Source organism: Pseudomonas sp. GL_135, from assembly GCF_057834665.1.
In genome coordinates this window covers 5,411,341-5,430,243 of sequence record NZ_CM174408.1, presented here as the reverse complement: position 1 = coordinate 5,430,243, position 18,903 = coordinate 5,411,341, and the positions used below count along the sequence as shown (strand labels likewise).

Genomic DNA, 18,903 nt, shown 5'->3' with positions numbered 1-18,903 from the left:
CCGGACGCTTGAGAGGGCATAAATGCCCTTGTTCTGCGCCCGTAAAAATCGTCGCTCATTACGCACTTTGTTTTTTTTTCCAGCGCGTTAGAATGCGCGCCGAAGGGCGGAGAACGGTATGTGGCAACAGACCTTGATCACGCTGCGGGCAAGGCCTCGTGGTTTCCATCTGGTGACTGACGAGATCGTTGCGGGCCTTCGCGAATTACGCGAATGCCGCATTGGCCTGCTGCATGTCTGGCTGCAACACACCTCGGCCTCGTTGACCGTCAACGAGAACGCCGACCCGGCGGTACGTCGCGATTTCGAGCGGTTCTTCAACCGTCTGGTGCCTCAGGGGCGCGACGGTTACGAGCATGACGACGAAGGGCCCGACGATCTGCCTGCGCACTTCAAAGCCAGTCTGCTTGGCTGCCAGCTGACATTGCCGGTTACAAATGGACGGCTGGCGTTGGGCACATGGCAAGGTATTTATCTGGGCGAGCACCGCGATGCAGGCGGAGCCCGTAGAGTCCTCGCCACGCTTCAAGGTGAGGGACACGACCGCTGAGAGTCTGCGGTAGTTGAATTTTTTCCGGCTGTCCAAGAAATCAAGCCCGGCTGGGCTATAACTAATCTGCTTGCGCAAGTCATGAGGTAGAACATGAGCGACGACGACATCGAAGAAGGTCTGGAAGACGAGCTGGAAGACGAGGAGGGCGGCGAGGGGCTTGCTGCGGCTTCCGATGAAGATGTAGTGGAGGTCGACGACAGCGCTGAAGTCTCTGCGACTCCGGCCAAGGGCAAGGCCAAGGCCGCCGTCTCGGTAGACGAATTGCCGAGCGTGGAAGCCAAGAACAAAGAGCGTGATGCTCTGGCTCGCGCGATGGAAGAATTCCTCGCTCGCGGTGGCAAGGTCGTGGAAGTGGAGGCCAATGTGGTCGCCGATCCACCCAAGAAGCCTGATAACAAGTACGGCAGCCGCCCTATCTAAAGGCCGGTTGTGCGCTTGATGAAAAACCCGCTGTCGCTGCGGGTTTTTTATGGCCTGCGATCCGGGTTGCCGACGCAAAAGCCGGCATTCATACCGGGGGAGACACGGATCAACCCCAGCGCGCCAGCACCTCGGGCAATTGCGTCAGGCTGCTGATCTCGGCATCCGGCGCTCTTTCAGCCTCCCAGACTTTGCCAGCGGGGTTGTACCAGATCGCCCGCATGCCGGCCTGCTGAGCACCGGCGATGTCGTCACCGGGGTGGTCGCCGACATGCACGGCCTGACTGGCATCGGCATTGCCGCGTTTCAGCGCTTCAACGAAGGGAGCAGGGTCTGGTTTGCCGATGCCCAGGTCCTCGGCGCACAGAGCGAAGGCGAAATAATCGGCCAGGCCCAGGCGTCGAACGTCCGCATTGCCGTTGGTCACGACACCCAGCGTGTAAGACTTGGTCAGGATTTCCAGTGTCGGCACCACTTCAGGGAAGATGTCCAATTGGTGCCGCCCTTGAAGGAATACTTCAAAGCTCTGGTCCGCCAGCTCGTGGGCTTCGGCCTGACTGTAGCCAGCGTCCTCCAGGGCGTGAAACAGCACCGTACGGCGCAACGCACTGATCCGGTGCTTGAACGTCGGATCCTCTTCGATGAGTCGCGAGCGGATTTCCCACAGATGCTCGACCGGAACCGGCCCTAGCTTTGGCGCGTTGGCAGCCAGCCACTCACGTAGCTTGGCTTCGGCACTGACAATTGCCGGTGCGGTTTCCCACAGCGTGTCGTCCAGATCGAAGGTGATCAGCTTAATGCTCATTGTCGGCGTTACCTTTGCGCTTGGCCCGTGGATGGGCGCTGTCGTACACCGTGGCCAGATGCTGGAAATCCAGGTGGGTGTAGATCTGAGTGGTGGCGATGTCGGCGTGACCCAGCAGCTCCTGCACGGCGCGCAGGTCCTGGGACGACTCCAGCAAGTGACTGGCGAATGAATGGCGAAGCATATGCGGGTGCAGATTCTGGCCCAACTCGCGTTCGCCAGCGGCCTTGACCCGCAGCTGGATCGATCGCGGCCCGAGGCGCCGGCCCTGCTGGCTGACGAACACAGCATCGTCCTGTGGATTGGCCAGCGCCCGCTGCTTGAGCCATTCCTCCAGCGCTTCCCGGGCCTTTTTGCCGACCGGTAAAACGCGAGTTTTGCTGCCTTTGCCGAGGACCTGCACGAGACCGTCCGCCAGATCCAGGTCTGCACAGTTCAGTCCGGTCAACTCGGACAGGCGCAGGCCTGACGAATAGAAAAGCTCGAGGATGGCCTGATCGCGCCGGGCCAGGAAATCGTCTTCGACGCCGCCTTCAAGCAGTTGCAGGGCTCGGTCGGCATCAAGCGTTTTCGGCAGGCGACGCTCGCCCTTGGGCGGTGACAGGCCATTGGCCGGATCGTGATCGCAGAGGCCTTCGCGGTTGAGGTAGTGATAGAAGCCGCGAACGGCTGACAGCAGTCGGGCCAGGCTGCGCGAGGATTGACCCTGCTGGTGAAGGCGAGCGACAAGGCTGCGCATGGCCTGAATATCCAGCGCTTTCCAGCTGTCGATGTGCTGCTTTTCGCAGAACGCCAGGACCTTGTTCAGGTCGCGGCGATAGGCTTCAAGCGTATGGCTCGACACTTGGCGCTCACTGCGCAGGTGCGTGCAGTAAGCGTCCAGTTGCCCTTCCATGACTAGCGAACCGAACGCAGCGAGTTGGTGAAGCGGGGCAGCAGGCGGCTGAGCACGTCGGCGATGTAACTGAGAAACAGCGTGCCGACCGAGCTTTTGTAATGCTGCGGATCACGGCTGCCGATGGCCAGAACGCCATGCAAACCTTGATGGGTGAGGGAAGCCAGGGCGGTCGAGCCTACTTCCTTGCTTTGCTCGCTGCCGAACAGGAACTCGAGTTCATGCTCGCGCAGCGCGCCACACAGGGTTTTGCCGCCCGACATCAGCCCACCGATGGCTTTCTGCGCGTCGGCGGCACTGACCCAGCGGCCAACGGTCATCGGGTGGTCGCTGAACAGAATAAGGCTGACGAAGGGCACCTGAAACTCTTGGCGCAGGCTGTCTTCCACGCAGATGACGATTTCTTCCAGACTGGTTGCGTCCATCAGATCGAGAATCAGCCGGCGGGTTTTTTCAAACAGCCGGTCGTTGTCCCGGGCAACGTCCATCAGTTGCGAGAGCCGGTGGCGCATCTCGATGTTGCGCTCGCGCAGCAGTTTAAGCTGGCGTTCGACCAGCGAGACGGTGTCGCCCCGTTGGTGCGGGACGCGCATCATCGCTAGCAGTTCGTCGTGTTCGGCGAAGAAATCAGGGTGTTGTTGCAGCCAGGCCGCGACCGCCTCGGCTTCAGGGGCAGGCACTGCGTTCTCGGCAGGGGGTTGGCCGGGCGTGTCGTTTGAAGTCTGAGGCTGATCGGTCATTGGATACTCTCGCTCATAGACGTACTTGGCCTTCGTAAACCCGGACAGCCGGGCCAGTCATCACCACCGAATGGCCAGGACCGGCCCACTCGATGGACAGGCGTCCGCCCGGCAGGTCGATCAACATCGGCGAATCCATCCAGCCTTGGGTAATGGCCGCGACCGCTGCCGCGCAGGCTCCGGTGCCGCAGGCCTGAGTTTCCCCGGCGCCGCGTTCCCACACCCGCAATTGCGCGCGCTGACGGTCGACGACGTGGAGAAACCCCACGTTCACCCGAGCCGGAAAGCGCGGATGGTGTTCGATTTTCGCGCCCAGCACATGCACGGGTGCGTTGTTGATGTCGTAGACGCGTAGCACGGCATGGGGGTTGCCCATGGACACGGCCGCGAGTTCGACGGTTTCGCCATCGACATCGAGGGTATAACTGGTGGCCTGCTCCGGCGCATCGAACGGGATGTCCGCCGGCACCAGGCGCGGCGCGCCCATATCAACGCTGATCTGGCCGTCGTTGCGGATGTCCAGCTCGATGATGCCGCCTTTGGTCTCGACGCGAATCTGCTTCTTGGCCGTCAGCCGCTTGTCCAGCACGAAACGGGCGAAGCAGCGCGCGCCATTGCCGCATTGCTCGACCTCGGAACCGTCGGAATTGAAAATCCGGTAACGGAAGTCCACGTCCGGATTGTTCGGCGCTTCGACCAGCAGCAACTGATCGAAGCCGATGCCAGTGTGGCGATCGCCCCATTGCTTGGCATGCTTGGGCGTAATGTGCGCGTGCTGGCTCACAAGGTCCAACACCATGAAATCATTGCCCAGGCCATGCATCTTGGTAAAACGCAGCAGCATGGGATTACTCCGGCAGCAGGCTTTCGCCGGCAAACAGCTCAGTCACGGTTTCACGGCGACGCACTTCGAAGGCTTGCTCGCCATCCACAAGCACCTCGGCGGTACGCCCGCGGGTGTTGTAGTTGGAGCTCATCACGAAGCCATAGGCGCCGGCGGAATGCACGGCCAGCAAATCGCCTTCAGCCAGCGCGAGTTCGCGCTCTTTGGCCAGGAAATCCCCGGTTTCGCAGATCGGGCCGACGATGTCGTAGGTGCGTTTGGCGCCGTCACGGGGCTTGACCGCAGTTACGTCCATCCACGCCTGGTACAGCGCCGGACGAATCAGGTCGTTCATGGCGGCATCGACGATAGCGAAGTCCTTGTGCTCGGTGTGCTTGAGGTACTCGACGCGGGTCAGCAGCACGCCGGCATTGGCAACGATGAAGCGGCCGGGCTCGAACATCAGCGCCAGATCGCGGCCATCGAGGCGTTCACGCACGGCCTTGATGTACTCGCCCGCGAGTGGTGGCTCTTCATCGCGATAACGCACGCCCAGACCGCCGCCCAGATCAATATGCTTCAGCAGAATGCCGCAATCGCCCAGCCGGTCGACCAGATCGAGCAAGCGATCCAGGGCATCCACGAAAGGCGAGAGCGTGGTCAGTTGGGAGCCGATGTGGCAGTCGACGCCAATAACGTCAAGATTCGGTAGCTGCGCGGCGCGGATGTAAACGTCTTCGGCGTCCACGATGGCGATGCCGAATTTGTTTTCCTTGAGGCCGGTGGAGATGTAGGGGTGGGTGCCGGCGTCGACGTCCGGGTTGACGCGCAACGAAACCGGGGCGCGCACGCCCATTTCGGCGGCAACGACTTGCAGGCGTTCGAGTTCGTCGGTGGATTCGACATTAAAGCAATGCACGCCGACTTCGAGGGCTCGGCGCATGTCATCACGGGTCTTGCCTACGCCGGAAAAGACAATCTTGTCAGCCTGACCGCCTGCCGCCAGTACGCGCTCCAGTTCGCCACGGGAAACGATGTCGAAACCGGCGCCCAGGCGCGCCAGGACATTGAGAACACCCAGGTTGGAGTTGGCTTTGACCGCGTAACAGACCAAATGCGGCATGCCGCTCAGGGCGTCGGCGTAGGCGCGATACTGCGCCTCGATGTGCGCGCGGGAATAGACGTATGTCGGCGTGCCGAAGCGTTCGGCGATGGCAGACAACGCCACTCCTTCCGCGAACAGCTCACCGTCGCGGTAGTTGAAGGCGTCCATGACTGATTCCTAGTAGGTCGAAGTCTGATGCTTGTGCGAGTGCGACTTGGTCTGGCTGGAGCCGTCGGACGAGTCGTCGTCGGGCAGATACAGTGGACCTTTCTGACCGCAGGCAGAGACCAGACACGCAACTGCAAGCAGCGCGGCCAGGGAGGAAATCAGGCGCTTCATGGCGAAATCCTTTGTATAAGCATTAATTGCGCCCGAGTATACCGGCCACCCGACAGATTGCCTATGCGCTGGAGTTCCCGTCCGGCGGGGGTTTGACGCCGTCACGCAATTAGACTGAGCAGCACGCGCGGATTTCTGACGCAGTCTGTGATGCAATGACGTTCGGTACCTTACCGACAAAAGCCGGTCCCGCCATTGCAGTTGGGCGGGTAGGCTTTGCATTTGCCGGGGAGCGACCGTATCGTGCGTCGCTGCGCCATCCGCTGACACTTTTGAGGTTCATGCAATGAGTTTGACCGAAGCCCGTTTTCACGATCTGGTCGATGCCACCCAGGAAAAGCTCCAGGACATCTTCGACGAGAGCGGTCTGGATCTGGACCTTGAGAGTTCGGCCGGTGTGCTGACCGTGAAATTCGAAAACGGCTCGCAGTTCATTTTCAGCCGTCAGGAGCCTTTGCGTCAGCTGTGGCTGGCGGCTGCGTCGGGTGGTTTTCACTTTGACTACGACGAGGACGCAAAGCACTGGATCTGCGACAAGAGCGAAGAGCTGTTGAGCGAGATGCTCTATCGTCTGGCGAAGCAGCAGGCCGGCGAAGAGATCGACTTCGATGCCCTCGACGGCAGCGATGGCAACCGCCAGTGACCGTTAACGCAACGCCGGTCAAACCGCCAAAGCCGCTGTTCAGCAACGTCAGCCCGGCTGTTCCGTCGCCCTGCATCAGCATCTGCCGGCTCGACGAAGACAAGGTCTGCACGGGGTGCCAGCGCCACGTCGAAGACATACGCGAGTGGCGGGCGGCGACCGATGAGCGTCGGCGTGAGATCGTGCGACAAGCCGATCAGCGTCGCAGTGTAAATTGCGTCGCACGCTGAATCGTCTGTGGCGAGCCGGCCGTCATCAAACCTCATCCATCGCGGCATTCAGTGAGTGTTCCAGCTCGGCTTTGTAGCGCAGGAACAGGATGGTCTGACCGCGCGCATCCCCCAGAATCCCGGACAGGTCCAGGTCGGTGATGTAACAGCGGTAACGTTGCGGCTCACGGCGCTGGTCGAGAATTCGCCGCGCCACGACGCTGAACAGCTGATCGCCGAATTCGAGGTCTGAGAACTCCATCCCGTCGCAATACAGCGTCACGCTGACCTGGCCTGGGCTCGCCTCCTCGATAATCGCCTGCACATCGAAAAATGGTTTTTCGATAAGCATTGCCGGAGGCGAGCGCTGCTCAACGCGGCGGGCTCGCCCTGATCCATCGGGGGTTATGCGGTAATACAAAGCCTCCAGCGAGGTTGATTCCAGCGGGTTATCCATCGGCAACAACGCTACGCGTCGGTACATCAGCGACTGAAAGAAGCGCTGCAGCGGCACCAGCAGGCTGGATTCAGTGTGATACGGCACCTGCTGATGCCATAACGCATTGCGCTCATCGAGCACGTACAGGTCGGCATTGGGTTCGTTGATCCGGTAAAAAACCTGAATGCACTCGGGCTGCCCGTACGGGATGAACAGCGACAAGTCCGAGTCGTCCAGTGCTTGCGGGTCCAGATGAAGCGGGCTGTAGGCAGAAAGCTCTTCACCCAGATAATCAAACAGTGCCGGCACGTGTTCGAGCGTGACGTGGCTGACCTGGCCGGGGATCATTTCCAGAACGTGGTAACGCTGCTCGACCTGAATGAGATAGCGATGATTCAGGCGCCGGTCCAGCAGCAGTTGCGCGGTGCCGATGAGCTCTTCCACGCGCTGGGCGATAGCCTGCGCACGGTTGTGGCAAAAACAGCGCACGCGGATGACAGGCCTTGCGGACTTTTCCGGCAGGCTGTTGAGCAACTCCGTCAGGCAGTCCAGCAGCGCATGGGGGCCGTCGAAGCGATTAACCAACACCTCGTTCCAGCTGTTGAGGGTGATCTGGTCGAAGGTCAGCACCAGATTTTCGCGGACACCTGCGTAGCTCAGCGAGTCAGTCCGCTCGGTGGTCATCAGGATGTTCAGGTCTTTGTGGTGCCTGAGCGGGTCGATGCCGACGTTGACCAACAGCAGGATCTCGCGGGGCACGCTCGGGCTCAGCAGTACGTCTTCATCGATCATGCCCAGCGGCAGGGCAATGCTCTGCTGCAACGCGCTTTGCAGATTGAAAAGCTCGAATTCGGTGAGATCGCTGATGCCAGGGTGCAGCGCCAGGCGCGTGCTGCTGTCGATGACGTTGTTGCGATGGCACCACGTAAGCAGCTCCAGCAACTCGCGGCTGCGCTTGATCGGCGCAAACGTCTCCAGCTCGTGGGTACTCAGGTTGCCGTTATACAGACACCATTGATACCTGCCGGGCTCGCGCTTGTTCGGCAGTTGCGCCAGCGTCAGCGTATCTTCTGCCAGATCCGGCGCGATGCCCGGATTGAGAAATTCCACTTTGCCGGCTTTGCGTTCGAAGGCCGCATACAGCCGGCGCCCGAGCACATTGAGGTCGCGCTTGCTGATCGAATTGACTGCCTTTTGCGCCCGCGCGAACTGGGTCAGGAAGCGGTAACTGAGGTTGAGCTCGCCGACCAGTGCGCGACGTTCGCTGGCGACCTGACGCACTTTCCATTGGCTGCGGCTGTCGAGCAGCGCCAGCTGACGATCGTCCCAGTTCCACTCATTGACCAGCCGTTCCAGCAGAAGACGCTGCCAACCGTTGCTGCGGTGGCGAGTAGCCCCCGTGAGTTTCTTGTTCACTTTCAGGTACAAACTGCGACGTGCCAGCTCCAGCCGCTCGGGCTCGCCCCGTGCCAGCAGGTATTCCTCGATGCGCCGGTACACCATCACGTACGGGTCCAGTTCGTCGAGGTCTACTCGTTTGGCGAACACGGCGTTCTTAAAGCGCATGCTCAGGCACTGCACCTGCGGGTGTTCGCTGGCGTAGGCCTCGGTGAGCAGCAGTTTGAGCACCGACTTGTAGGGCGATTCGATGCCTTTGAACAACTGCCAGAGCCCGGCGCCGATAAATTCGCCCGGCGGGATGTGCGACATGTTGCCGAGGTCCAGCACCTCGTCGGCACGAATAAAGCGCTTCGACAGCAGGGTGTGGGTGTATTCGGCGTAGCGCGTTTCCTCATAGACCGGCACCAGCCACCACATCGGGGTGCGCCCGGCGAGCCAGATAGCAGTGCGATAAAACTCGTCGAGTAACAGATAGTGCTGCGTCGTCCCGCAGTCCTCCCCACTCAGCTGCGCGTCGCGCTCGCCGACGACAAAACGCTCCGGATCGACGAGAAAGAAATGCGCCTCGGCTCCCATGCTCGCCGCCCAGCTTTCCAGAGACTGGCACTTCCTGCGCAACTCCTGGATTTCGTCGGCCGACAGCAGCGGGTCGTGGCAGATCCACACGTCCATGTCGCTCTGGTCAGCCTGGGCAAGGGTCCCAAGGCTGCCCATCAGAAAGATGCCGTGAATCGGCTGGGGGGGATTCACCCGACGTGGTTTGTAGGAGAACGACCGCGTCAGGCGCTGCGCTTCGGCAAGGGCCTGGGCGTCAGGCTCGTAATGGGAAACGCCAGCGGGGGTGGAGCCCGACACGTAGCCTGGCAACAGCGGATGATTAACGTGGAAAAATAGCGGCAGCAGCGATAGCACGCTTTGCTGGCGGGGCGATAAGCCTTCGTATGCGCGCGCCAGTCGACTCTCACTCAGCGCCAGGAAGCGGCTGCGTAACTGAGCGAGGACCTTGCGATCAATGCCCTCATCCAGATCCGGGCGAATTTCGGAACTACGCGTCATCGCGACTCGAAGCCGGCGGGCGGCACTGCATGAAGTAAAGGTGTAGCGATAATCAAGACAGCATGGCGTCAGGCCTATACGGCACAATCGCGGGTCTTTTTTATGGCGCCATTATTTTATCGGCGCAGCATCGTCTAAATGGAGGATTCGCGAAACCTTTATTTGATGCGTACATGCAAAGGTTTCGCGAGGGTCGAGTCAGGCAGCTTCCTGGCTGGTGGCAAGAATGATCAGCAGCGATTGAGCGTGGTCGGCGGCATCCAGCCCCAGGCTGGTCAAATAGCCTCCGTCGTGTTGCGTGGTGAGGCCTTTGTCGAAGAGTCTTTGAGCGGCAGCGATGGCTGCGGGAGCCGCGGAATGGTGGTGGACCTTCAGTCCCTCTTTGGTGTTGCTCAGATTGAACAGCGACAGGATTTCCAGCTCGGCAACCAATTCAGGGGTAAACGACATAGGTGCTCCAGACTTTTTCCAGTGGATACACCGCGATCAGAATCGCAGGCGTGACGGCCCCGTCGCCATGCGGCAGCGAGGCTGTTGGAGTGTAGTCAGGTCTGGGGATTTTGCTGGAAGTATCTGGCCGGTCGTCAGGTTGGGTGAGCGGACCGGCATATCTGGCAGGTGTTACTCGTCTTCCGCCAGTCGCACGCCCGGCGGCATGTCGGGCAGTGCACGCAGGGCGGCTTCGTACCAGGCAGTATTGAACGGGCGATCTTCAGCCAGTATCCCGTCGATCTCCAACGCCAGAATGTGGGCCATCATCTGCAGAATTTCTTCGCGCTCGATGCCCACCAGGGTCAGCTTGTTGTAGGTGGCTTTTGCGGCTGGCGGGTTGTCGCTCTCGATCTGATTTTCGATGGCTTCAATCAGCGTCGCTTCCGCAAACTCTTCTTCGTCGTTTTCGATGTTGTCGCTCATGTCGTTCTCGATGTCCTGCCGATTGAATGGCAGCGCCCGCAGGGCGACGCCGTTTATGCGTTTAGCGGGTGGCGAGCAAATGCTGGCCACGCACAACCGCGGCCTTGACCTGCTCCGGCGCCGTGCCGCCGATGTGGTTACGAGCGTTGACCGAGCCCTCGAGCGTCAGCACCGCAAAGACGTCCTGCTCGATCTGATCACTGAATTGGCGCAGCTCGTCCAGCGTCATCTCGGCCAGATCCTTGCCGGTCTCGACGCCATGCTTCACCGCGTGACCCACGATCTCGTGGCAATCACGGAATGGTAAGCCGCGGCGGACCAGATAGTCGGCCAGGTCGGTTGCCGTGGAGAAGCCACGCAGCGCGGCCTCGCGCATCATGGCGTGCTTGGGTTTGATCGCCGGGATCATGTCGGCGAAGGCACGCAGTGAGTCGCGAAGGGTGTCGGCAGCGTCGAACAGCGGCTCCTTGTCTTCCTGATTGTCCTTGTTGTAGGCCAGCGGTTGGCCTTTCATCAAGGTGAGCAGGCCCATCAGAGCGCCGAATACGCGGCCGCTTTTGCCACGGACCAGTTCAGGAACATCAGGGTTTTTCTTTTGCGGCATGATCGAGCTGCCGGTGCAGAAGCGATCAGGCAGGTCGATGAACTGAAACTGCGCGCTGGTCCACAGCACCAGCTCTTCGGAGAAGCGCGACAGGTGCATCATCGCGATGCTCGCGGCAGAGCAGAACTCGATGGCGAAGTCGCGATCGGAGACGCTGTCCAGCGAGTTGCCGCCGACGGCCTCGAAGCCTAGCAGTTGGCAGGTCAGTTCGCGGTCAATCGGGTATGTGGTACCGGCCAGCGCGGCGCTGCCCAAGGGCATGCGATTGGTGCGCTTGCGGCAATCGACCAGACGCTCGTAATCACGGCTGAGCATTTCGAACCACGCCAGCATGTGGTGGCCGAAGGTCACCGGTTGCGCAGTCTGCAGGTGGGTGAAGCCCGGCATGATGGTGCCGGCTTCGCGCTCGGCGAGCCCCAGCAGGCCTTCTTGCAGGCGAGTGATTTCAGCCAGAATCAGGTCGATTTCGTCACGCAGCCACAGGCGGATGTCGGTGGCGACCTGGTCGTTGCGGCTGCGCCCGGTGTGCAGCTTTTTACCGGTGACGCCGATGCGATCAGTCAGGCGCGCTTCGATGTTCATGTGCACGTCTTCGAGGTCCACGCGCCAGTCAAACGTGCCGGCTTCGATCTCGCCCTGAATGCTCTTCAGCCCGTCGATGATCGTGTCGCGCTCGGCGTCGGTCAGCACGCCGACTTTGGCCAGCATCGTGGCGTGGGCGACGGAGCCCATGATGTCGTGACGATAAAGGCGCTGATCGAAGGTGACGGAGGCGGTGAAGCGTGCGACGAAGGCGTCGACGGGTTCACTGAAGCGGCCGCCCCAGGACTGGTTGGTCTTGTCGGTGCTCATGATTCGCTCGCTGCTTTGCTGGTGGCTGAAACTGATGAAAAACCGGCGCCGGCCGATTCTAAAGACGCGGGCGATGATAACAGCATTGCCGCTTATTTATCCCCGGCGGCTTGCCCGCAACGGTATGAGCGAAGAGACTGGCGGCCATGCAAAACGAGCGCAAACAACCGGGGCAGAGCAGTGCGCCCGGCAAAGAGTTCTTCCTCCCGGAACTGTGCCTGCCACAGGCGTTGCTGATGCTGGTGGTGCTGGCGGAGTTGCTGGTCTTCGTGCTCGTGCTCATCGAGCCCATGCGGCCGGAGTTTGACTGGGTGCGGCTGGCGTTGATTTCTCTTTTCGTGCAGTGGATCGTGCTGCTGTCCGCCTCGCTGCTGTGTGGCTTGCGTCCCTGGCTGGCGCGGATGCGTGCTGGCGTGGCCGGCTGCATCGGTTGTCTGCTGGTGGTCGCGGTGACGCTGATGTGCACCGCCGTGACTGACTATTACCAAGTGAATCCCCCGACCTCGTTCAATGGGGTCGTCGAGCGGTACCTGCGTTACGCCCTGATCGCCTTGATTATGTCCGCACTGATGCTGCGGTACTTTTACCTGCAGAGTCAGTGGCGCAAACAGCAGCAGGCCGAACTTCAGGCCAGGATCGAATCCCTGCAGGCGCGTATTCGCCCGCATTTTCTGTTCAACACGCTCAATAGCATCGCCAGCCTGGTCACCAGCGATCCGGTCAAGGCGGAGCAGGCGGTGCTTGATCTGTCTGACCTGTTTCGGGCCAGTCTGGGCAAGCCTGGCAGCCTGACCCCATGGCGCGAAGAGCTTGAATTGGCAAAACGCTATTTATCGATTGAGCAATATCGACTTGGAGAGCGTCTACAGATGGACTGGGCCGTAAGTGCAATTCCCGACGACTTGCCAATTCCCCAGCTAACCTTGCAGCCATTGTTGGAGAACGCATTGATTTACGGCATCGCGCCCCGTGTTGAAGGCGGCGTGGTCAGAGTCGAGGCGGACTACGAACGGGGAGTATTCACATTGCGCGTCAGTAATCCTTACGATGAGGCCGCTTTACGGCAAAACTCAAGCGGCACCCAGCAAGCCTTGGCCAACATCGGCGCTCGACTCACGGCACTTTTCGGTCCCCTCGCCAGTCTGAGCGTGGAGCGCCGAGACGGTCGTCACTTCACCTGTCTACGCTATCCTTGTGCGAGACTCACGCAGGAAGCCAGAGCTATATGAATGTCCTGATCGTTGATGATGAACCCCTAGCCCGAGACCGCTTGAGCCGTATGGTAAGCGAGCTCGAGGGTTACAAGGTTCTGGAACCCAGCGCCACAAATGGCGAAGAAGCCTTGCAGCTGATTGAAAATTTGAAGCCCGACGTGGTGTTGCTGGATATCCGCATGCCTGGCCTGGATGGTCTCCAGGTCGCGGCTAAATTGTGCGAGCGCGACGCCCCACCGGCCGTAGTGTTCTGTACGGCTCACGATGAATTCGCGCTTGAAGCCTTTAAGGTGAGTGCCGTCGGCTATCTGGTCAAACCGGTTCGTCCCGAGCACCTGCTCGAAGCGCTGCGCAAGGCCGAGCGGCCCAACCGCGTGCAGCTCGCCGCCATGACCCGACCTGCCGCCGAAAGCGGTGCCGGTCCCAGGACTCATATCAGCGCCAGGACCCGTAAGGGCATCGAACTGATCCCGCTGGCCGAAGTTATCTATTTCATTGCCGACCACAAATACGTGACGTTGCGCCACGAGGGCGGCGAAGTGCTGCTGGATGAGCCGCTTAAAGCCCTGGAAGATGAGTTCGGCGATCGCTTCGTGCGTATCCACCGCAATGCGCTGGTCGCCCGTGAACGCATCGAACGCCTTCAGCGCACGCCACTGGGCCATTTCCAGTTGTTCCTCAAGGGGCTCAACGGTGATGCGTTGATCGTCAGCCGCCGGCACGTTGCCGGTGTGCGCAAGATGATGCAGCAGTTGTAAGCAAGTGCCGCGAAGGCGATGCCGTGCGATGCGGGCGACATGCCGTCGCATGGCGTGGGCAGGTTGATTGAGATCATGATGCGCAACGATTGAATACAGTCATTCGGTCCGATCCGGCCGAGCTGTTATTATTCGCCGCATTCACTCAGCACGGACCGGTTCATGTCTTCTCGCGAAATCCGCATCGCCACCCGCAAAAGCGCCCTGGCCCTCTGGCAAGCCGAGTACGTCAAGGCGCGTCTGGAGCAGGCGCATCCCGGCCTGATCGTGACGCTGGTGCCGATGGTCAGTCGCGGCGACAAGCTGCTGGACTCGCCGCTCTCGAAAATCGGTGGCAAGGGTCTGTTCGTCAAGGAGCTGGAAACAGCCCTGATGGAGCACACAGCCGACATCGCCGTCCACTCGATGAAAGACGTCCCGATGGACTTCCCTCAGGGGCTTGGCCTGTTCTGTATCTGCGAACGCGAAGACCCGCGCGACGCCTTCGTCTCCAACACTTACACCAGTCTCGATGAGCTGCCCGCCGGAGCCGTGGTCGGAACGTCGAGCCTGCGTCGACAGGCTCAGTTGCTGGCGCGTCGGCCTGACCTGCAAATCCGGTTTCTGCGTGGCAACGTCAACACGCGACTCGCCAAACTGGACGCGGGTGAGTACGACGCGATCATCCTTGCCGCGGCCGGCCTGATCCGTCTGGGTTTCGAAGACCGCATCACCGCCCCCATCAGCATCGACCACAGCCTGCCGGCTGGCGGGCAGGGCGCAGTGGGCATTGAATGCCGCAGCGTCGACATCGAACTTCATGCCTTGCTGGCTCCGCTGCACCATGACGACACCGCCGTGCGGGTCACCGCCGAGCGCGCGCTCAACAAGCACCTCAACGGTGGTTGCCAGGTACCGATCGCCTGCTACGCCGTGCTGGAAGGCGAGCAACTGTGGCTGCGCGGTCTGGTGGGCGATCCCTCCGGGACCGTGCTGCTGCACGCAGCTGCGCGCGCGCCACAAGTGGACGCCCAGGCGCTGGGCGTGCAAGTGGCCGAAGCGCTGCTGGCTCAAGGTGCAGCGAAGATTCTCAAAGCGGTATACGGCGAGGCTGACGGCGAGTGAACGCCTGGCGCCTGCTGCTCACGCGTCCGACTGAAGAATCGCAGGCGCTTGCGCAGACCTTGGCTGAGGTTGGCGTGCACAGCGCCAGCCTCCCGCTACTGCAGATCGAGCCTTTGCCGGTGTCAGAAGCCAACCGCTCGATCATCTACGACCTCGCCGCGTACTGCGCGGTTATCGTCGTCAGCAAGCCGGCCGCGCGCCTGGGGCTGGCGATGCTCGATGAAGTCTGGCCACAGCCGCCAATGCAGAAGTGGTTCACCGTGGGCGCCGCCACCGCGCAAATTCTTGATGACTACGGATTGCATGTGTTCTTCCCCGAGCATGGCGACGACAGCGAAGCGCTTCTCGACCTGCCGCAGTTTCAACAGGCCGTCTCGGGTTACGACCCCAAAGTGCTGATCATGCGTGGCGAAGACGGTCGCGAGTTGCTGGCCGAACGGTTGCGTGAGCATGGTGTGGTGGTCGATTACCTGCCGTTGTATCGTCGCAACCTGCCGCAATACCCGGCTTTCGCGCTGCCTCATACCGTAAAGGCGGAACGCTTGAATGGGCTGGTGGTCAGCAGTGGACAGGGTTTCGAGCATCTGCGTGAGTTGGCGGGCGACGCCTGGCCTACGCTTGCGCAGATGCCTTTATTTGTACCAAGCCCCCGGGTCGCCGAAATGGCGCGTGCTGCCGGGGTCCTTACCGTAGTGGATTGCCGTGGCGCCAGCGCCCCGGCCTTGTTGGCAGCATTGCGTGAACACCCCGCGCCTGCCTTACAGGCGTAAGGCTCGATCAGTCGGATTACGCGACGCCCAAAATGCAAAGGATGGATACGTGAGCGAAACAGTCTTGCCAAAAGATGACGTTGAACCGGTACTGGCCAAACCTGAGCCGCTGCCGGATCCAGCGTACAAAGAACCGTCGAATCGCCGAAGCAGCAACGGGCTCGCCATACTGGCGCTGTTGCTGGGCGCTGCGGGCGTTGCCGTTGGCGGCTGGAGTGTTTGGCAACTGCGCGCCATGCAGGCCGGTCACCAGGAGCAGTCAGGTCAACTGCAGGACATCGGTTCGCAGACCCAGGCGCTCAAGCAGAGCGAGCAGCAAATCGCCGCACGTCTGGCGCAATTGCCACCGGCTCAGGAGCTGGAGGATCGCCGTCGCCTCGTTACGCAGTTGCAGGGTGATCAGCAGCGACTGAGCCAGCGTGTGGAGACTGTGCTCGGCGCCAGCCGCAAGGATTGGCGTCTGGCCGAGGCGGAGCATCTGCTACGGCTGGCGAGCCTGAGACTGTCGGCACTGCAAGACATCAACAGCGCTGCAGCGCTGGTCCAGGGCGCCGACGAGATTCTGCGCGAGCAGGACGATCCGGGTGCGTTCGCGGCTCGCGAGCAATTGGCCAAAAGCCTGACCGCGCTGCGCAGCGTCGACCAACCGGATCGCACCGGACTGTTTCTGCAATTGGCGGCCGTGCGGGATCAAGTCGCGCAGTTGAATGAGCTGGCGCCGGAATACAAGGACAAGGGCGATTCGCTGTTCGGTTTGACCGATGGCAGTGAGGACAGCTATTGGGCCAAGTGGTGGGACAAGATTTCCCAGTTCGTGCGCATCGACTTCAACGCAGACAAGAATATTCGTCCGTTGCTGGCGGGCCAGAGCCTGACCCAGGTTCGTCTGGCGTTGAGCCTGGCTATCGAGCAGGCGCAATGGGCTGCGCTTAACGGCCAGGCACCGGTCTACGAGAAGGCCATGGCTGAAGCGCGCAGTGTCCTGGACGACAATTTCAATCGCGACAACCAGCAAAGCAAAGCGCTTGGCCAGCGTCTGGACGAGCTCAGCAAACACCCGGTCTCCGTCGCGACCCCTGACCTGACACAAAGCCTGACGTCGGTTCAGGCCTACCTCGAACAGCGTCACACGCCTGTTGGCGGTGCGCTGGAGAAACGTACTGACGAGGCGCAGCCTGGGAAACAGCCATGAAGCGCGCTTACGTCATCCTCTTCGTGCTGGTCGTTGCTGCGGCGCTGATAGGCGTCGCGATCTCCCGTCATGCGGGCTACGTACTGATTTCCTACGACACCTTCCGCTACGAATCGAGCATCTGGGCAGCGCTTGCGCTGCTGGTCGCCGTCCTCTTTATGTTGTGGCTGGTGCGCGTGCTGATCGCGTTGCTGACGACCTCTGGCGGAGTGGTCAATCCTTGGTCACGGCGCAATCGAAGCCGTCGTGTGCAGAACGCGATCGAACAAGGGCAGATGGATCTCGCAGAAGGACGTTGGGCCAGTGCGCAACGAAACTTGCATCGCGCCGCTGAAGCGGAGCGTCAGCCGCTGCTGTACTACCTCGGTGCTGCCCGGGCAGCGAACGAGCAGGGCCGTTATGAAGAAAGCGATAACCTGCTCGAGCGCGCGCTTGAGCGTCAGCCACAGGCCGAACTGGCCATCGCGCTGAGTCACGCGCAGCTGCAGGTGGACCGTGGCGACCTCGATGGAGCACTGGTTACCCTGCAGGCCATGCAAGAACGCCATCCGCATAACCCGCAGGTCTTGCGTCAATTGCAACGCCTGTATCGCGAACGTGGTGAGTGGGCGGAGTTGGTTCGTCTGATGCCGGAGTTGCGAAAAGACAAGGTGCTTCCGGCGCAAGAGTTGGCTGAACTGGAGAGACGTGCCTGGGGCGAAAATCTCTCGCTGGCGGCCCATCGTGAATCCGGCAGCGATACCGTAGCCACGGGCCTGCCGTCGTTGGAAAGCGCCTGGCAACAACTGACTTCGGCTCAGCGCCAGGAGCCCGCGCTGGTATTGGCGTACGCCGAACAACTGCGTCGGCTGGGCGCCGATGTGCAGGCCGAGGAAGTCCTGCGCACGGCCATGAAGCGCGACTACAACACCCACCTTGCGCGGTTGTATGGACTGGTGCGCGGCGCCGATCCTGCCAAACAACTGCAGACTGCCGAAGGCTGGCTGAAAAGTCATACCGATGACCCAGGCTTGCTGTTGACGCTGGGTCGTCTGTGCCTGCAAAGCAGCTTGTGGGGTAAAGCGCGTGATTACCTCGAGTCGAGCTTGAGGTTGCAGCGCAACCCGGAAGCGTGTGCCGAACTGGCTCGTCTGCTTGCGCAGCTGGGCGAGACTGACCGCAGCAATCAGCTGTTTCAGGAAGGTCTGGGTTTGCTGGATGAGCGTTTGCTCGCCCGTCCGTTGCCAGCACTGACACGCGCTTAGACTGGGGTAAGACGTCAACTCGAAGAGGCCCGCTTGCGGGCCTCTTCAGTGTCTGAGTCTTTTATTTGTGTAGGGCATTTCCGTGCTTCGTGTGGCTTGTTGAGAGGATCTTTGGGCTACCGGTATAACGTCTTAAACACGGCGTCGGGATTTACCTACATCAACAAAGAAATATCCTCCGTTGAGCGCCTTGAAAGCGACTCGCGCTTTCCTCTACCGTAGCCGCCTTCGTCTTTTGTTACGGATTTTCCATGCAGCTGGCTCGTACGCGCTCCTTGTTCTCTCTGGCGTTTCTGGCCTGCGCATCGATTGTGGGAGCGACGGTTTATCTCGGCCCTGTAGTTGATGCAGCGCCATGTCCGATGTGCCTGCTTCAGCGTGTGCTCATGGCGGTATCTGCGGGTGTGTGTTTGCTCGCCGCGCTGCACGCGCCGGGCAAAAGTGGCTGGCGTATCTACGCGGGCTTTCTTTTACTGTTTTCCGCTGTGGGAGCGAGCGTCGCGGCACGTCAGGTCTGGTTGCAGGCTTCGCCGCCCGAGAACATGGCAGCGTGTATTGAAAACCTGCACTACCTCATGGAAACGCAAAGCTATGTGAAGGTCATGGCGATGGTGCTGGCGGGAAGCGCAGGGTGCTCCGAGATCAACTGGTCGCTGTTTGGCATCAGCTTGCCGGAGTGGAGCCTGTTGGCGTTTTCAGGTTTAAGCCTGTTCGCGCTGTACTACCTTTTTATCGAGTTTCGCCGCTTCAGATCAATGGATGTGGGGACGGCCGATTAAACACTTGTATGAACTTTATGTCCTGCGTACCTTGATGGGCTAG

The 18,903-nt window shown here is 60.8% G+C and carries 21 protein-coding genes; 11 read left to right on the top strand and 10 right to left on the bottom strand.

Translation table 11 applies throughout. The features are described from left to right. Positions 1-118: 118 nt before the first annotated feature. Entirely contained in the window at positions 119-550 is a 432-nt protein-coding gene (locus tag AC3ISG_RS24025; RefSeq protein WP_122623534.1) for a secondary thiamine-phosphate synthase enzyme YjbQ, read from the top strand. 93 nt (positions 551-643) lie between these two features. Continuing rightward, the gene (locus tag AC3ISG_RS24020; RefSeq protein WP_122534138.1) at positions 644-973 is read left to right on the top strand and encodes a hypothetical protein; all 330 of its coding nucleotides are present in this window, start codon (positions 644-646) and stop codon (positions 971-973) included. Between the two features lie 109 nt (positions 974-1,082). Here AC3ISG_RS24020 and AC3ISG_RS24015 read toward each other — a convergent pair whose 3' ends face one another. Genes AC3ISG_RS24015 through lptM form a run of 6 tightly spaced genes read right to left on the bottom strand, consistent with a single transcriptional unit; the run spans position 1,083 to position 5,680 of the window. Next, positions 1,083-1,778 (bottom strand): HAD family hydrolase, encoded by a 696-nt coding sequence (locus AC3ISG_RS24015; protein ID WP_489298126.1) that lies wholly within the window; start codon positions 1,776-1,778, stop codon positions 1,083-1,085. Beyond that, the gene (gene xerC / locus AC3ISG_RS24010) at positions 1,768-2,673 is read right to left on the bottom strand and encodes a tyrosine recombinase XerC (RefSeq protein ID WP_122623532.1); all 906 of its coding nucleotides are present in this window, start codon (positions 2,671-2,673) and stop codon (positions 1,768-1,770) included. Before xerC ends, AC3ISG_RS24015 begins: the two co-directional genes overlap by 11 nt. A gap of 2 nt (positions 2,674-2,675) precedes the next feature. Beyond that, a complete protein-coding gene (locus AC3ISG_RS24005; protein WP_489298125.1) occupies positions 2,676-3,413 on the bottom strand; it encodes a DUF484 family protein in 738 nt (245 codons plus the stop codon). A 13-nt stretch (positions 3,414-3,426) separates the two neighbouring features. Then, a complete protein-coding gene (gene dapF / locus AC3ISG_RS24000) occupies positions 3,427-4,257 on the bottom strand; it encodes a diaminopimelate epimerase (RefSeq protein WP_272629627.1) in 831 nt (276 codons plus the stop codon). Between the two features lie 4 nt (positions 4,258-4,261). Next, positions 4,262-5,509 carry a diaminopimelate decarboxylase gene (lysA, locus tag AC3ISG_RS23995; protein WP_489298124.1) on the bottom strand — a complete coding sequence of 416 codons (1,248 nt, stop codon included), beginning with the start codon at positions 5,507-5,509 and terminating at the stop codon, positions 4,262-4,264. A gap of 9 nt (positions 5,510-5,518) precedes the next feature. Beyond that, on the bottom strand, positions 5,519-5,680 hold the full coding sequence (gene lptM / locus AC3ISG_RS23990; RefSeq protein ID WP_037016591.1) for an LPS translocon maturation chaperone LptM: 162 nt from the start codon (positions 5,678-5,680) through the stop codon (positions 5,519-5,521). Positions 5,681-5,966: 286 nt separating this feature from the next. Here lptM and cyaY point away from each other — a divergent pair, with 286 nt between their 5' ends. Both cyaY and AC3ISG_RS23980 read left to right on the top strand, forming a co-directional pair. After that, the gene (cyaY, locus tag AC3ISG_RS23985; RefSeq protein WP_272629625.1) at positions 5,967-6,323 is read left to right on the top strand and encodes an iron donor protein CyaY; all 357 of its coding nucleotides are present in this window, start codon (positions 5,967-5,969) and stop codon (positions 6,321-6,323) included. Continuing rightward, a complete protein-coding gene (locus tag AC3ISG_RS23980; protein ID WP_122534131.1) occupies positions 6,320-6,553 on the top strand; it encodes a DUF1289 domain-containing protein in 234 nt (77 codons plus the stop codon). The genes cyaY and AC3ISG_RS23980 overlap by 4 nt, the downstream gene beginning before the upstream one ends. Positions 6,554-6,578: 25 nt before the next feature. Here AC3ISG_RS23980 and AC3ISG_RS23975 read toward each other — a convergent pair whose 3' ends face one another. From AC3ISG_RS23975 to argH, 4 genes are all read right to left on the bottom strand, one after another. Next, entirely contained in the window at positions 6,579-9,428 is a 2,850-nt protein-coding gene (locus AC3ISG_RS23975; protein ID WP_489298123.1) for a class I adenylate cyclase, read from the bottom strand. 198 nt (positions 9,429-9,626) lie between these two features. Next, positions 9,627-9,878, bottom strand: coding sequence for a TIGR02647 family protein (locus AC3ISG_RS23970; RefSeq protein WP_122534129.1), 252 nt, complete (start codon positions 9,876-9,878; stop codon positions 9,627-9,629). 171 nt (positions 9,879-10,049) lie between these two features. Then, a complete protein-coding gene (locus AC3ISG_RS23965; RefSeq protein WP_122534371.1) occupies positions 10,050-10,343 on the bottom strand; it encodes a hypothetical protein in 294 nt (97 codons plus the stop codon). Positions 10,344-10,404: 61 nt separating this feature from the next. Then, positions 10,405-11,799: an argininosuccinate lyase gene (gene argH / locus AC3ISG_RS23960; RefSeq protein ID WP_122534128.1), complete on the bottom strand. Its 1,395-nt coding sequence runs from the start codon at positions 11,797-11,799 to the stop codon at positions 10,405-10,407. 146 nt (positions 11,800-11,945) lie between these two features. Between argH and AC3ISG_RS23955 the strand changes: the two genes are divergently transcribed. The 7 genes from AC3ISG_RS23955 (at position 11,946) to AC3ISG_RS23925 (ending at position 18,860) form a co-directional block, all read left to right on the top strand. After that, positions 11,946-13,028 (top strand): sensor histidine kinase, encoded by a 1,083-nt coding sequence (locus tag AC3ISG_RS23955; RefSeq protein WP_489298122.1) that lies wholly within the window; start codon positions 11,946-11,948, stop codon positions 13,026-13,028. Then, entirely contained in the window at positions 13,025-13,771 is a 747-nt protein-coding gene (locus AC3ISG_RS23950; protein ID WP_122534126.1) for a LytR/AlgR family response regulator transcription factor, read from the top strand. Before AC3ISG_RS23955 ends, AC3ISG_RS23950 begins: the two co-directional genes overlap by 4 nt. Positions 13,772-13,933: 162 nt before the next feature. Then, on the top strand, positions 13,934-14,875 hold the full coding sequence (hemC, locus tag AC3ISG_RS23945) for a hydroxymethylbilane synthase (RefSeq protein ID WP_489298121.1): 942 nt from the start codon (positions 13,934-13,936) through the stop codon (positions 14,873-14,875). Beyond that, positions 14,872-15,645: a uroporphyrinogen-III synthase gene (locus tag AC3ISG_RS23940; protein WP_272629620.1), complete on the top strand. Its 774-nt coding sequence runs from the start codon at positions 14,872-14,874 to the stop codon at positions 15,643-15,645. The genes hemC and AC3ISG_RS23940 overlap by 4 nt, the downstream gene beginning before the upstream one ends. Before the next feature lie 49 nt (positions 15,646-15,694). Beyond that, the gene (locus AC3ISG_RS23935; protein WP_489298120.1) at positions 15,695-16,837 is read left to right on the top strand and encodes a uroporphyrinogen-III C-methyltransferase; all 1,143 of its coding nucleotides are present in this window, start codon (positions 15,695-15,697) and stop codon (positions 16,835-16,837) included. Beyond that, positions 16,834-18,081, top strand: coding sequence for a heme biosynthesis protein HemY (locus AC3ISG_RS23930; protein WP_489298119.1), 1,248 nt, complete (start codon positions 16,834-16,836; stop codon positions 18,079-18,081). The genes AC3ISG_RS23935 and AC3ISG_RS23930 overlap by 4 nt, the downstream gene beginning before the upstream one ends. A 251-nt stretch (positions 18,082-18,332) precedes the next feature. Then, positions 18,333-18,860 (top strand): disulfide bond formation protein B, encoded by a 528-nt coding sequence (locus tag AC3ISG_RS23925; RefSeq protein WP_489298118.1) that lies wholly within the window; start codon positions 18,333-18,335, stop codon positions 18,858-18,860. The last annotated feature ends 43 nt before the right edge of the window (positions 18,861-18,903 follow it).

Excerpts from the sequence above, each read along its gene's own strand:
- AC3ISG_RS24025 (WP_122623534.1), top strand. The coding sequence starts at position 119 with ATGTGGCAACAGACCTTGATCACGCTGCGGGCAAGGCCTCGTGGTTTC.
- AC3ISG_RS24020 (WP_122534138.1), top strand. The coding sequence starts at position 644 with ATGAGCGACGACGACATCGAAGAAGGTCTGGAAGACGAGCTGGAAGAC.
- AC3ISG_RS24015 (WP_489298126.1), bottom strand. The coding sequence starts at position 1,778 with ATGAGCATTAAGCTGATCACCTTCGATCTGGACGACACGCTGTGGGAA.
- xerC (WP_122623532.1), bottom strand. The coding sequence starts at position 2,673 with ATGGAAGGGCAACTGGACGCTTACTGCACGCACCTGCGCAGTGAGCGC.
- AC3ISG_RS24005 (WP_489298125.1), bottom strand. The coding sequence starts at position 3,413 with ATGACCGATCAGCCTCAGACTTCAAACGACACGCCCGGCCAACCCCCT.
- dapF (WP_272629627.1), bottom strand. The coding sequence starts at position 4,257 with ATGCTGCTGCGTTTTACCAAGATGCATGGCCTGGGCAATGATTTCATG.
- lysA (WP_489298124.1), bottom strand. The coding sequence starts at position 5,509 with ATGGACGCCTTCAACTACCGCGACGGTGAGCTGTTCGCGGAAGGAGTG.
- lptM (WP_037016591.1), bottom strand. The coding sequence starts at position 5,680 with ATGAAGCGCCTGATTTCCTCCCTGGCCGCGCTGCTTGCAGTTGCGTGT.
- cyaY (WP_272629625.1), top strand. The coding sequence starts at position 5,967 with ATGAGTTTGACCGAAGCCCGTTTTCACGATCTGGTCGATGCCACCCAG.
- AC3ISG_RS23975 (WP_489298123.1), bottom strand. The coding sequence starts at position 9,428 with ATGACGCGTAGTTCCGAAATTCGCCCGGATCTGGATGAGGGCATTGAT.
- AC3ISG_RS23970 (WP_122534129.1), bottom strand. The coding sequence starts at position 9,878 with ATGTCGTTTACCCCTGAATTGGTTGCCGAGCTGGAAATCCTGTCGCTG.
- AC3ISG_RS23965 (WP_122534371.1), bottom strand. The coding sequence starts at position 10,343 with ATGAGCGACAACATCGAAAACGACGAAGAAGAGTTTGCGGAAGCGACG.
- argH (WP_122534128.1), bottom strand. The coding sequence starts at position 11,799 with ATGAGCACCGACAAGACCAACCAGTCCTGGGGCGGCCGCTTCAGTGAA.
- AC3ISG_RS23955 (WP_489298122.1), top strand. The coding sequence starts at position 11,946 with ATGCAAAACGAGCGCAAACAACCGGGGCAGAGCAGTGCGCCCGGCAAA.
- AC3ISG_RS23950 (WP_122534126.1), top strand. The coding sequence starts at position 13,025 with ATGAATGTCCTGATCGTTGATGATGAACCCCTAGCCCGAGACCGCTTG.
- hemC (WP_489298121.1), top strand. The coding sequence starts at position 13,934 with ATGTCTTCTCGCGAAATCCGCATCGCCACCCGCAAAAGCGCCCTGGCC.
- AC3ISG_RS23930 (WP_489298119.1), top strand. The coding sequence starts at position 16,834 with ATGAAGCGCGCTTACGTCATCCTCTTCGTGCTGGTCGTTGCTGCGGCG.
- AC3ISG_RS23925 (WP_489298118.1), top strand. The coding sequence starts at position 18,333 with ATGCAGCTGGCTCGTACGCGCTCCTTGTTCTCTCTGGCGTTTCTGGCC.